Source organism: Synechocystis sp. FACHB-908, assembly GCF_014698595.1.
In the GTDB taxonomy this organism is placed as follows: domain Bacteria; phylum Cyanobacteriota; class Cyanobacteriia; order Cyanobacteriales; family Microcystaceae; genus Synechocystis.
This window is the reverse complement of record NZ_JACJTH010000012.1, coordinates 1-12996: the sequence shown is the minus strand read 5'-3', so window position 1 is coordinate 12996 and position 12996 is coordinate 1. Positions and strand designations below refer to the sequence as shown.

The window sequence follows — 12996 nt, the reverse complement described above, 5'->3', positions numbered from 1 at the left end:
ATTTCCATGGCAACATTGCAACAACAAAAAATCCGTATCCGCCTCAAAGCCTTTGACCGTCGCCTCCTCGATACATCCTGCGACAAAATTGTTGATACCGCTAATCGTACTAATGCCGCCGCTGTGGGGCCGATTCCTTTGCCCACCAAACGGAAAATTTATTGTGTGTTGCGCTCTCCCCACGTGGATAAGGATTCCCGGGAACATTTTGAAACCCGCACCCACCGCCGCATTATCGACATTTATCAGCCTTCTTCCAAGACCATTGACGCTCTGATGAAGTTGGATCTCCCTGCCGGGGTTGATATCGAAGTCAAGCTATAGAATTTGACATTCTTATTTTTAGAGTCAAATTGTCCTCGCTAGTAAAATGGTGAGGATTTTTTATTTGTTTAATGGCGAAACTTGCTGGTCTAGGTTGTAGTCTGAACATCTAGAATTTGCTCTATTTTTATGGGAAGTTCTTTGGCTGAGGGAGGCCAGTAATTAGTGGACAAATTACTCAAAATTGCCCAGCTTATCGATCAATTCACCGCTTGGATTGGGAAATTTACCGCATGGTTAGTATTGGCAATGGTACTAACTGGCGGCTGGAATGTGGTGGGGCGCTACCTCGGCCGCTTAGTAGGCCAGAACTTGGCCTCCAATGGTTTGCTAGAAGCCCAATGGTATTTGTTTGATCTAGTTTTTCTTCTCGGTGCTGCCTACACCCTGCAAACCAATGACCATGTGCGGGTGGATATTTTTTACAAATCCCTTGGCGATCGCCAGCGGGCTTGGGTGAATTTATTGGGTACCTGTTTATTTTTATTCCCGTTTTGTGGGCTAGTGATTTTTTATTCTTGGGAATCGGTGATCAATTCCTGGCACATTTGGGAAACTTCGCCGGATCCGGGAGGATTACCCCGTTATCCCATTAAAACCATGATTATTGTCGGTTTTGTCCTACTTATTTTCCAAGGCATTGCGGAAGTAATTAAAAATCTGGCGATCGCCCTTGGTCATGTTGATACGGAGGCTAGGGGTTAATGGTGGACTACGATTGGTTAGGGCCAATGATGTTTGTGGGGGCATTGGTCTTCCTGGGCTGTGGCTATCCCGTTGCCTTTTCCCTGGGGGGAGTGGCGATTTTATTTGCCATCATCGGCGCGGCTTTAGGTTCCTTTGACCCCATATTCTTGTCCGCCATGCCCCAAAGGATTTTTGGCATTATGGCCAATGGTACTCTGCTGGCTATTCCCTTTTTCATCTTTTTGGGATCCATGCTGGAGCGGTCTGGCATTGCTGAGCAACTATTAGAAACCATGGGTATTATCCTGGGGCATTTGCGGGGAGGACTAGCCCTGGCGGTGATCCTAGTGGGTACTATGCTGGCGGCAACCACCGGAGTTGTGGCGGCCACCGTTGTGGCCATGGGTTTAATTTCCCTACCCATTATGTTGCGCTATGGCTACAGCAAAGAGTTAGCATCCGGTGTCATTGTCGCCTCTGGCACCCTGGGACAAATCATTCCTCCTAGCGTAGTTTTGATCGTTTTAGCTGATCAATTGGGAGTTTCCGTGGGGGACTTATTTATCGGCTCCCTCCTTCCAGGACTAATGATGGCCGGCAGTTTTGCCCTTTATGTCTTGATAATTGCCTGGTTAAAACCGGACTTAGCCCCGGCTTTACCGGCCGAAGTTAGGAACATTGGCGGCCAGGAATTACGCAGACGTATAGTGCAGGTGATGTTGCCCCCGTTAGTTTTAATTCTGTTGGTGCTGGGGAGTATTTTCTTCGGCATTGCTAGTCCCACCGAAGCAGGGGCCGTGGGTTCCATCGGGGCGATCGCCTTGGCCCATTTTAATCAACGTCTGAACTGGAAAGCCCTCTGGGAAGTCTGTGACGCCACCCTACGCATTACCAGCATGGTGATGCTAATCCTATTGGGGTCAACTGCGTTTAGCTTAGTGTTCCGGGGGCTGGAAGGCGATCGATTTATGTTTGATCTTTTGGCTAATTTACCCGGTGGCCAAATTGGCTTTTTAGCCATTAGTATGATCACCATTTTCATCCTGGGATTTTTCATTGACTTTTTTGAAATTGCCTTTATTGTTCTGCCTCTGTTTAAGCCTGTGGCAGAGGCACTAAACCTTGATTTAATTTGGTACGGTGTCATTGTGGGAGCCAATTTACAAACCTCCTTCCTCACACCGCCCTTTGGTTTTGCCCTCTTTTACTTACGGGGAGTGGCACCAGCTAGCTTGACCACTGGACAAATTTATCGGGGAGCTGTGCCCTTCATTGGCTTGCAAGTTTTAGTGTTGTTGTTAATTATTATTTTCCCTGCTCTGATTAATTGGTTACCTTCTTTAAGTGTTCAATAAAGTAATTAATTTTCTACCTATGGGGAAATTTTTCTGCTTTTTTACTTATACTACTCTTTCCATGCGTAGCCTAATTGTCGCTAGCTGTTTACTATTTTTAATTCCGGGTTTAACTGTCAGTGCGACGGCCCAAACCATGGTCTTGGAAACCAACGGGATAGCTATGACTAGCCGAGAAGTCAGCCTAGAAGCCATTCGGCAACGGGGTAAATTAAGGGTGGGAGTGAAGGATAACTTACGACCTTTGGGTTTTCGGGATGGACAGGGGGAATTAACTGGTTTAGAAATTGCTTTGGCCCGTCGTTTAGCTTTGGCTTTGCTGGGGGATGAAACGGCGGTGGAGTTGGTTCCGGTACAGAATCAGGACCGGCTTCCCCTATTACTCAATGGTGACGTGGATTTAATCATTGCCCAAATGGGCCAAAATCCTGCTCGCGATCGCCTGGTGGATTTTTCCCCGCCCTACTATATGGACGGAGTTGGTTTAATTAGCAAAAACAGCTCCCTGAAAAACATAGACCGCAACCAGGCTCACACCATTGCGGTGCTTAATAACAGCGGCACCATTCCCGTTATCAAACAAGCATTTCCCCAAGCTACCCTTGTGGGGGTAGATTCCTACGACCAAGCCTATCAAATTCTAGAACAGGGCCAAGCCATGGCCTTTGCTGGGGACAATTCCGTGCTGAGCGGCTGGGCCCAATCCCAATCCGATTACTATCATTTACCTTTGCAATTAACAGTTAACCCCTTAGCGATCGCCATGGCCAAAGGATTGCAACATCAGGCTCTCCAACGGGAAGTTAACCAAACCCTACTGCAATTGCGGGCTTCTGGTTGGCTCCGGCAACAATGGCAAGCCTGGGGCCTGCCCTTCTAAGAAATGCAGAAAATTTCACCCCAGTCAACAATACTTAACAAAGGTTTACAATTGCCTTGGCTTTTGTTAAGGTGTAGTTGTCAAAGTTGGTTTACCTAGAGAAATCAAACATGCAATCCTCACAGACCTGGGCGATGTCCTCCGCAGACACAGCTACCAAAGAAACCAACTGGCTCTCTCTGCTGTTCTTTTTGATGGGGGCCATGAATGCCTACATGTTTTTCCGTCGCCAACGGGATTGGTTGAATCAGCAGGGACTGCGTCTGATTAAAGTTGCCCTGGCATCCTTCGGCTGTGCCGCTCTCCTGGAAGCATTAATCTTTTAGGGGTGATTCTTCCGCCGGTGGTACTTTTGATTGACTATTATCAATCAACTGTTTAATTATTGCAGTGCATTTCAGCTAAATGACATAGGCGGCCTGCAGGCCCCCAAAGCAACTAATATTTAGTCCCTGGCGCCCCTGGTGGACGTTATGACTGCGATGATTGTGATGGTTTCCCAGTCCTAATATCCCTTCGCGAAACATGGACTGGTCGGCGATCGCCTCTTCCCAATTAACGCCTTCCACCACGGCATCGTGCCAAACTACCTGGGTTAGGTTGGCCCCCATCAGATCAGCCCCGGTCAGGTCCACTCCAGTGAGATTTGCTCCGGTTAAATCTGCCCCCCGGAGGTTAGCGCCCCGCAAACTGGAGTGACTAAGGTTTGTGTCCCGCAGGCAACTGCCGGTTAATTTCGCCCCATCCATGGCTAAACCGTGGAGACTGAGAGCACTTAAATCCATTTCCTTCATAAAAGCCCGGCGCAAATCCGTTGCCCACAACCTAGCATCGCGCAAATTAGCCAGACTAAGGCAAGCTTCCTGTAAATTAGCCCAGGAAAAATCGGCTTTCTGGAAATTGGCTTCCCGTAAATTGGCAGCAAACAGATTAGCTCCGGTCAGATTAGTCTGCTCCAGATTAGCTCCCCGGAGATTGGCATGGGCTAGGGTTGCCCCGCTCAGCTTAGCTCCTTTGAAATTAGTTTTAACTGCAAAAGCCCCGTAGAGACTGGCTTTGGTCAGATCGGCATGGCTTAAATCTGCTTGGTTGAGTTTGGCATAGGTCAAATCTGCCCAGTTCATTTGGCAGTGCCCCAGGCGGGCTTTGGTCAAAAAGGTGCGCTGCAAATTACTACCAATCAGGTTCGTGCGCTCAAAATCGACAGAAATCAGAGTGAATCCCGATAGGTCAGCATTTTGTAAATTTTCCCGAGGAAAGCGGCGCACACCGTGTTCGTAGGCCCGCAGGAGAGGATTGATGTTCATAGACAAGGAAACTCCATGTCGAGAATATTTACTGTTGTCTCTCTTTGGCCACTGGGTTTGGGCGGCGGCAATTTTGATCAATGAAAGCACAGCAGTGACGTTGAATAGATATTTGCCCAGAAAAATCCTTCCGTCTGTAATGGATTTTACCTAAAACAAACTATTTGGACACACTTTTTTGCCGGGCTGACACAATTCTTAATTGTTTATTAAGAATAAAATTGTCTATGTCTTAAGATAGAGAGTGGAGTCCATAACCTTTGCTGTATAAAGATTTTTTCTAAATATTTTTCAAGAAAAATTGATTATTTATGCCAGCAAGCTATTAACTTTTTGTAGTTAAGCTATAAACTCATTAACAAATAATTTTAATAAGTTTTATGAATTTTTCCCCCGGCCATAATCGCCACAAAGCTATTGCCCAGACCAATCTGGAGCATTAATACCGGAGCTATGACAATGAATATCTCCGGAGGCAAAAGATGATAAAACTTTACAAAAAGCTGAGGGTGCCAGCGTCCCCATCCAATTCCGCTTTGCTACCCACGGGCAAAATGGCATTGACGCCGCCATGACCAAACGGTAAATCCGCCACCACTGGTATGCCCAAATCCCCCAGGCGATCGCCAAGGACTTCTTCCACTGTCCAACTGGGGAATCCGGCGGGAGCTTCACATTCACTGAACCGCCCCAGGGCAATGCCAGCTACCTGGGATAAATTGCCGGAGGCTCGCCATTGGGTCACCATGCGGTCAATGCGATAGGGGGATTCGGTCACATCTTCGATCGCCAAAATTACGTTTTCAAAATCTGGTTGCCATTCTGTTCCTAAAAAATGGGTAGCAACGGTTAAATTACCTGCCACTAAACGCCCTCGGGCCATTCCTTTCTGCCAACTGTTCCCGGTCAATGGTGCAAGGGGAAGACCCTGAAGATGCCCACGCAACCGTTCCAGGGCCCAATCCGGCTCATCGCTGAGGGTAGTCAACACAGGGCCGTGGAGGCTGATAATACCTGATTTGAGCAAACTCCATAAAATCCCTGTGACATCGGAAAAACCCAACACCCATTTTGGTTGGCTAATTGCCGGCCATTGCCAATCTTCCAGCAACCGGGCGGAGCCGTAGCCCCCCCGACTACATAAAATTCCTTTACACTGGGGGTCTAACCAAGCGTGGAGTAAATCTTGCCTACGTTGTTGATCTGTTCCCGCTAGGTAGCCGAAGCGATTGTGGTAACCTTGGCTGAAAATTACCTCGTAGCCCCACGATCGCCAAATATCCACCCCTTTTTGCAAGTCCGCCAATTCCCGCAGACTACCGCTGGGGGACACCACAGTGAGGCGATCGCCTGGTTGGAGAGGGAGAGGTTGAAGAAAATTTTTGGGCAGGGAAGACATTGGTTGGGCACTGTTTACAAGGTTTACCAGGGCTGGATCTAACCATGCTGGGCTAGATATTCAGCCAAATCTTCAATGAGTCTGGGCAATTCCGCTTCCGTGGTCAAACGAATCCGGTCATCCCGTAGTGTGAGCAATACCTTAGCCGCAAAGGGGCTGGGGTAAATATTTGGGTTGCAAAATACTTCTAAAAAGACTTCTCCACTGTGGCAATATTCCAAATTCTGTTGCTTCTCCGGTCGGCCTCCCTGGTTAACCTGAGCACCAATGGCCTTTAATTGATTGACCAATTGGTTGATCTCCCCCTGGAGGGTGATCGCCGCTTCGGCACTAAAGGGAAAACGAACAGAACCTTGGAGTAAGTTGAGGGTTAGGGGAGCTGTCATTACAAAAATGGGGCTGGGAAATTGGATATTTAATCAATGGAGCCAGAAAAGACAAACCTGGGTCTCCACCATCAATTCCAGATTACTGTGCCAAATGGCAATTAAAGTAGAACCTCTTTCAAGCATCCTCTCTTACCATGGGGTCATAACATTAATATTTCCGCCCGAGGGGGAAGGTTATTATGTGCCAAAACTGCGGTTGTAGTGCGGTGGGAACCGTTGCCCATAGCCACCATCACCATGGCGATGGAAATTTTGCCCACAGCCATGATGACCATGACCAGCAAGAACATCATCACCACCATGGCAACTACAGCAAAAGTCCAAGTCAGCAGACTGTGACCATTGAACCCGATCGCCAGTCCATTGCCATTGGCCAAGGCATTCTCAGCAAGAATGACCGCCTAGCGGAAAGGAATCGGGGCTATTTCCAGGCTAAGGGCTTACTGGTGATGAATTTCCTCTCTTCTCCCGGAGCCGGTAAAACTGCTCTGATCGAAAAAATGGTCGGCGATCGACAAAAAGACCATCCCACCGCCGTCATTGTGGGGGATTTAGCCACCGATAACGATGCCCAACGTCTCCGCAGTGCCGGGGCGATCGCCATTCAGGTCACCACAGGAAATATTTGCCATCTGGAAGCGGAAATGGTGGCCAAGGCGGCCCAAAAGTTAGATTTAGACAATATCGATCAATTGATCATTGAAAATGTTGGTAATTTGGTTTGCCCCACCACCTATGATCTAGGGGAAGATTTACGGGTCGTATTATTTTCCGTCACAGAAGGGGAGGATAAACCCCTTAAATATCCCGCCACCTTCAAATCAGCCCAGGTTATTTTAGTCACCAAACAGGACATTGCCGCCGCAGTGGATTTTGATGCAGAGCTGGCTTGGCAAAACCTACGGCAAGTGGCCCCCCAAGCCCAAATTTTTGCAGTGTCTGCCCGCACGGGGAAAGGATTGCAGTCCTGGTATGAGTATTTGGATCAATGGCAACTCCAACACTATTCGCCGTTGGTTGATCCAGCATTGGCCTAAGAGTTGAAGGAAAAAGATTATGGCAGTGACGTCTCCATGGTTCCGGGCAGTGGTCAGTGCGGCCCAAATGCAGGAGATTGAAAATTGGCTATTCACCCAGGGTATGCCAGTGGCGGCCTTGATGGAAAAAGCGGCTCTACAGACCGCCCAGAGATTGCTAACGCTCTATCCCCTCAGCACATATCCCCGCATCGGGGTGGTGGTGGGCCCGGGCCATAACGGTGGCGATGGTTTAGTGGTGGCGAGGGAACTAAAGCTCCAGGGCTACCAGGTTCAGGTTTTACAGCCCTTGGACAAGTTAAAACCCCTGACCCAAAACCACGTTGACTACGGCAAAAGTTTGGGCATCCCTTGGGTGGATGGGGTCCAGGCTTTGGCCCATTGCGATCTGATTATTGATGCCTTGTTCGGCGTTGGTTTAACTAGACTTATCACCGGAGCAATCGCCGACCTAATCACAACTATCAACAATCTACCTATCCCCGTGGTCAGTATCGATCTACCTTCAGGTATTGAGACAGATACGGGGGAAATTTTAGGTGTAGCAGTGGAGGCAGACCGGAGTTTTTGTCTTGGTCTTTGGAAACGAGCTTACTTTCAGGACAGGGCTTTGGCCCACCTAGGTCAGACGGAGTTATTGGGCATCGGCTTACCCCCCCAGGCGATCGCCAATGTTTTAGGAGAAGTTTGGCCAGTGCAAGTCCTTGGAGCTGACCAAGCTCAACAAACATTGCCCCTCAGTCGCCCGTTAGTGACCCACAAGTATCAACAGGGCCACCTATTACTGATCTGCGGTTCTCAACAGTATGCCGGGGGAGCGTTGCTAACCACTCTGGGGGCCAGGGCCAGTGGGGTGGGGATGGTGACAGTGGCGGTGCCCATGGGGATTAAGGCCTTGCTCCACAGTCAATGTCCCGAAGTTTTGGTGAAAGGTCTTTTGGAAACTCCCTCCGGGGCGATCGCCGGTTTGGGCAATTTGGACCTATCCCGTTACAGTGCTGTGGCCCTTGGACCAGGGTTAGGCTCGGACGTGGGCCCCCTGGTGGAAGAAGTTTTGTCGGTTAATTGTCCCCTGATTTTGGATGCCGATGGTCTCAACCAATTGGCTCAGCAACAATTACTACCCCTATTGGCAGTACGGACAGCCCCCACCGTGTTAACTCCCCATGGAGGTGAATTTAAAAGACTTTTTCCCGACATTGACCAAGGCGATCGCCTCACTGCAGTGCAAACAGCGGCGGCCATGTGTCAGGCCACAGTGCTGCTCAAAGGGGCTAAAACGGTCATTGCTAGTCCAACGGGCCCCACCTGGGCAATCAAAGATAGTACTCCAGCCCTAGCCCGAGGAGGCAGTGGGGATGTCCTCACGGGATTAATGGGGGGTATCTTGGCCCAGCCAGAAAAATTTGACCTTGCCCAAAGGGTGGCAACAGCAGCCTGGTGGCATGCCCAAGCCGGTATTTTAGCGTCTCAACAAAGAACAATTCTGGGGGTAGACGCCCAACATTTAGCAGAGTATTTAATTCCGGCCTGTCGCCAGTGGCTTGGTCCCAATGTCGCTAACTGGCCCGCTAATTTGTCCCATTCAAGTTGATTTTGGCAAAAAATCCCCTCTAAGCGAGCTTGGGACTGGGTTAGCCTAGTTCAGTTGACTTCTGGGCGAATGTCGGTAAGCTAAACTAAGATTAATTCCGGGGAAAATTGTTCCTGGGGAGTAGCTAATTTTAATCATCTGAGTCTGCAAGGTTACAAATTCCATTTCCTGGCGTGAGGAAGTTCTTACACCGTGTCATCCACTAGCACCCTAAAACCGTCTTCCACCAAGGTCAAAGCCAAAGCCCAGCCTAATTTTTTCCAGCGGGTATTGTGCACCACCGGCACCACTTTTCTGGGGGTGGGTCTAGTTTCTACCGCTGTGGTGGCAGGAGGGGTGGCTGGCTTGGCCTTTAGTTTTCGTAATCTACCCGATGTGCGGGGTCTAACTTCCTACGTGCCCGCCCAAACCAGTTATATCTACGATGCCAAAGGACGGGAATTGCTCAGCCTCCACGGGGAAGAACATCGCAAAATTGTGCCCCTGGCGGAAATTTCTCCCAACCTAAAACGTGCCGTACTGGCGATCGAAGACAGCAATTTTTATAAACACCAAGGCATCAACCCCAACAGCATTGGGCGGGCCCTGTTAGTCAACTTTAAAAGTGGTGGAGTAAGCGAAGGGGCTTCTACCCTTAGCATGCAGTTGGTAAAAAATATTTATCTGAGCCAAAAAAGAGTTTTTACCCGCAAATTGGCCGAAGCGGTTTTGGCGATTAGAGTCGAACAGGTATTCGACAAAGACCAAATTTTGGACATGTACCTCAACTATATCTACTGGGGCCATAATAACTACGGTATCCAAACGGCGGCTGAGAGCTACTTTAAAAAATCCGCTGCTGATCTAGATTTGGCCGAATCGGCTATGTTGGCTGGCATGATCCAAGCCCCGGAGGCCTATAGCCCTTTCAACAACTTTACTGCGGCTAAGGAACGCCAGGAAGTCGTACTAGACCGCATGGTCAGTATTGGTTGGATTACCCCTGCCGAGGCCGAGGCAGCAAAAAAAGAACCCCTCCAGAACAAGTTGGGTCAACCCACTGCTTGGCAAAACAGCAAATTGCCCTACGTTACCGATGCAGTTATTGCTGAACTGGAAACTAGATTCGGGAAAGAAGCCTTGGCCCAGGGCGGTTTGAGAGTACAAAGTACCGTTGACTACGACACCCAAAAGCTGGCGGAAAAAACTGTCAAGTCCGCCTATAGCGGTTTGCGGGGACGCATGGGAAGGGCAAAGGATTTACAGATTGCCCTAGTGGCGGTGGAGCCGGAAACCCATTTCATCAAAGCCATGGCCGGGGGAGTGGACTACAACAAAAGCCAACTTAATCGGGTCACCATTTCCCGTCGTCAGCCGGGTTCGGCCTTTAAACCCTTTGTTTATTACAGTGCCTTTGCCAGTGGAAAATACACCCCCGATTCCTCCATTGAAGACCGTCCCATCAGTTTGAGAGACGGAGCAGGTTTCTATTCTCCCAAAAACTATGGCGGCGGTTTTTCCGGCTCTATGTCCATTCGCCAGGCAGTGGCCAGTTCTGCCAATATTCCAGCGGTGTTGATTGGTAGTCGTGTTGGCCTTAATAAGGTGATTGAGGATGCTAAGCAGATGGGCATTAAAACACCATTGCAATCTGTTCTTTCCTTGCCCCTGGGGTCGGTGGATGTGACTCCATTGGATATGGCCGTAGGTTATGCCACCCTAGCTAGCAATGGCTGGTATTCTGAGCCCACCGCAATTTTGCGGGTTACCAATGTGCGGGGAGATGTCCTGCTAGACAATACTCCCAAGCCCCAACAAGTGTTAGATCCCTGGGCTGCGGCTAGTACTTCTTCAGTGCTCACTTCCGTTGTCCAGGGAGGGACAGGTAAATCGGCCTACCTAGGGCGTCCCACTGCTGGCAAAACTGGCACCACAGACAATGAGCGCAACGTTTGGTTTGTGGGTTATGTGCCCCAATTGGCCACCGCCGTCTGGATTGGAGATGATGCTAACCGTTCTCTGGGTAAGGGGATTTCAGGAGGGGGTTATGCCGCTCCCATTTGGCGCTCTTTTATGAGTCAGGCCATCAAAAATATGCCAGTGGAAAACTTCCCCTCTCCTTCCCAATTCCCCCGTCCCAAGCCGGAAAAACAGCAAAAATCCTAGGCTTTGATCCGATCGCCGCTGGGGGTTAGTGAGGGAGAAAAGTGCCCGTTGGACGGCGGGAGTATGGCAGAATGGGAGGAAGCCAATCTGCCGGAAATTCATGACTGCCACTGCTGTTAAAACCGATTACGAAGCGATTATTGGGCTAGAAACCCACTGTCAGCTCAACACAGCTAGTAAGATTTTTTGTAATTGCTCCACTGATTTTGACAGTCCCCCCAACACCAATGTCTGTCCGGTGTGTTTGGGTTATCCGGGGGTTCTGCCAGTGCTCAATGAAGAAGTGTTGGCGGCGGCGGTTAAACTTGGCTTAGCCATCAATGGCCAGATTGCCCCCTACAGTAAGTTTGACCGCAAGCAGTATTTTTATCCGGATTTACCTAAGAACTATCAAATTTCCCAGTTTGATTTGCCCATTGTGGAGCATGGCTCCTTGGAAATTGAGTTGGTGGATAAAAAAACTAAAGAGATTACCCGCAAAACCATTGGCATCACTCGTTTACATATGGAGGAAGATGCGGGCAAATTAGTCCATGCGGGGAGCGATCGCCTGGCGGGGTCAACCCATTCCCTGGTGGATTTCAATCGCACTGGGGTACCTTTACTAGAAATTGTTTCGGAGCCGGATTTACGCACGGGGCAGGAAGCGGCGGAGTATGCCCAGTCTTTACGCCAACTGGTGCGTTACCTAGGCATTAGCGACGGCAATATGCAAGAAGGTTCCCTCCGTTGTGATGTAAATATTTCTGTGCGTCCGGTGGGGCAAAAGGAATTTGGCACCAAGGTGGAGATCAAAAACATGAACTCCTTTAGCGCCATCCAAAAGGCGATCGAGTATGAGATTGAAAGGCAAATTAAGGCCATCGCCGACGGGGAGGAGATTTACCAAGAAACCCGCCTCTGGGAGGAAGGCAGTCAGCGCACCATCAGCATGCGAAAAAAGGAAGGCTCCAGCGATTATCGCTATTTTCCTGAACCGGACTTGCCCCCCTTAGAAGTGTCCGAGCAACAGAAACAAACTTGGTTTGCAACCTTGCCGGAACTCCCCAGTGCCAAACGGGCCCGCTATGAACAGAAACTGGGTTTATCTGCCTATGATGCCCGGGTATTGACCGAAGACCGGGATGTGGCGCTCTATTTTGAGGAAGCGGTGAATGCCGGAGCTGACCCGAAAGCAGTGGCCAATTGGGTTACCCAGGACATTGCCGCCTACCTCAACAACAACCGTTTGACCATCAGCGGGCTGGCCCTGAAACCGTCGGCCCTGGCGGAGTTAATTGATCTAATTACCAAAGGCACCATTAGCGGCAAAATTGCCAAAGATATTCTGCCGGAGTTGCTGGAAAAAGGTGGCTCTCCCCAGAAAATTATTGAAGCTAGGGGCTTGGTGCAAATTTCTGACCCCGACGAGTTGACTGCCATCATCCAAGCTGTCATTGCTGACCATCCCAAGGAGTTGGAAAAATTCCGCAGTGGTAAGGGCAATATGCAGGGTTTCTTTGTCGGTCAAGTCATGAAACGTACTGGCGGCAAGGCAGATCCAAAGTTGACTAATCAATTAATTGGTAAACTCCTGGCCCAAGCTTAAGGTTTCCCCGGCTAACTAATGGCATTTGGGCATTGCTTCCCATGGCTTGATGTTGCACTGTTGGGGAGCATTGTTGCCTTGGTTATTTGGAAAAATCAACTCGTTTATAAAGCTCTGCAAGTTTGATTTTTATAGTCATTTCAATTAACGATGAGAGAATTTAATGTAAAATTATGGAGTGTACAAAATGAACAGGTTTAAACAATGGCTTACAGTTTAGATTTAAGGCAAAGGGTAGTAGCTTATATAGAAGCTGGAGGAAAAATAACTGAGGCTTCCAAGATATATAAA

General features: G+C 49.2%; 13 protein-coding genes. 10 read left to right on the top strand and 3 right to left on the bottom strand.

What is annotated here, in order from left to right; translation table 11 throughout:
- Positions 1-6: 6 nt before the first annotated feature.
- The 5 genes from rpsJ (at position 7) to H6G46_RS04995 (ending at position 3572) form a co-directional block, all read left to right on the top strand.
- Positions 7-324: a 30S ribosomal protein S10 gene (gene rpsJ / locus H6G46_RS05015; RefSeq protein ID WP_010872940.1), complete on the top strand. Its 318-nt coding sequence runs from the start codon at positions 7-9 to the stop codon at positions 322-324.
- Positions 325-489: 165 nt separating this feature from the next.
- Positions 490-1029 carry a TRAP transporter small permease subunit gene (locus H6G46_RS05010; protein ID WP_010872939.1) on the top strand — a complete coding sequence of 180 codons (540 nt, stop codon included), beginning with the start codon at positions 490-492 and terminating at the stop codon, positions 1027-1029.
- Positions 1029-2366, top strand: coding sequence for a TRAP transporter large permease subunit (locus H6G46_RS05005; protein ID WP_010872938.1), 1338 nt, complete (start codon positions 1029-1031; stop codon positions 2364-2366). The genes H6G46_RS05010 and H6G46_RS05005 overlap by 1 nt, the downstream gene beginning before the upstream one ends.
- Positions 2367-2427: 61 nt before the next feature.
- Complete coding sequence (locus tag H6G46_RS05000) at positions 2428-3246, top strand: transporter substrate-binding domain-containing protein (protein ID WP_020862325.1); 819 nt, start codon at positions 2428-2430, stop codon at positions 3244-3246.
- Positions 3247-3356: 110 nt separating this feature from the next.
- The gene (locus H6G46_RS04995; protein WP_010872936.1) at positions 3357-3572 is read left to right on the top strand and encodes a hypothetical protein; all 216 of its coding nucleotides are present in this window, start codon (positions 3357-3359) and stop codon (positions 3570-3572) included.
- 75 nt (positions 3573-3647) lie between these two features.
- Here H6G46_RS04995 and H6G46_RS04990 read toward each other — a convergent pair whose 3' ends face one another.
- The 3 genes from H6G46_RS04990 to H6G46_RS04980 all read right to left on the bottom strand — a co-directional run bounded on the left by H6G46_RS04990 (position 3648) and on the right by H6G46_RS04980 (position 6338).
- On the bottom strand, positions 3648-4643 hold the full coding sequence (locus H6G46_RS04990) for a pentapeptide repeat-containing protein (RefSeq protein ID WP_010872935.1): 996 nt from the start codon (positions 4641-4643) through the stop codon (positions 3648-3650).
- Between the two features lie 403 nt (positions 4644-5046).
- Positions 5047-5952, bottom strand: coding sequence for an LD-carboxypeptidase (locus H6G46_RS04985; RefSeq protein ID WP_010872934.1), 906 nt, complete (start codon positions 5950-5952; stop codon positions 5047-5049).
- Between the two features lie 38 nt (positions 5953-5990).
- Positions 5991-6338 carry a hypothetical protein gene (locus H6G46_RS04980; RefSeq protein WP_010872933.1) on the bottom strand — a complete coding sequence of 116 codons (348 nt, stop codon included), beginning with the start codon at positions 6336-6338 and terminating at the stop codon, positions 5991-5993.
- A 182-nt stretch (positions 6339-6520) separates the two neighbouring features.
- Between H6G46_RS04980 and hypB the strand changes: the two genes are divergently transcribed.
- From hypB to H6G46_RS04955, 5 genes are all read left to right on the top strand, one after another.
- Positions 6521-7378, top strand: coding sequence for a hydrogenase nickel incorporation protein HypB (hypB, locus tag H6G46_RS04975; protein ID WP_010872932.1), 858 nt, complete (start codon positions 6521-6523; stop codon positions 7376-7378).
- A 19-nt stretch (positions 7379-7397) separates the two neighbouring features.
- The gene (locus H6G46_RS04970) at positions 7398-8972 is read left to right on the top strand and encodes an NAD(P)H-hydrate dehydratase (protein WP_010872931.1); all 1575 of its coding nucleotides are present in this window, start codon (positions 7398-7400) and stop codon (positions 8970-8972) included.
- Between the two features lie 192 nt (positions 8973-9164).
- Positions 9165-11117 (top strand): penicillin-binding protein 1A, encoded by a 1953-nt coding sequence (locus H6G46_RS04965; protein WP_010872930.1) that lies wholly within the window; start codon positions 9165-9167, stop codon positions 11115-11117.
- A gap of 100 nt (positions 11118-11217) precedes the next feature.
- Complete coding sequence (gene gatB, locus H6G46_RS04960; protein ID WP_014407113.1) at positions 11218-12705, top strand: Asp-tRNA(Asn)/Glu-tRNA(Gln) amidotransferase subunit GatB; 1488 nt, start codon at positions 11218-11220, stop codon at positions 12703-12705.
- Between the two features lie 204 nt (positions 12706-12909).
- Positions 12910-12996, top strand: an 87-nt coding sequence (locus tag H6G46_RS04955) for an IS630 transposase-related protein (protein WP_242021163.1), incomplete at its 3' end; no start/stop codon positions are given.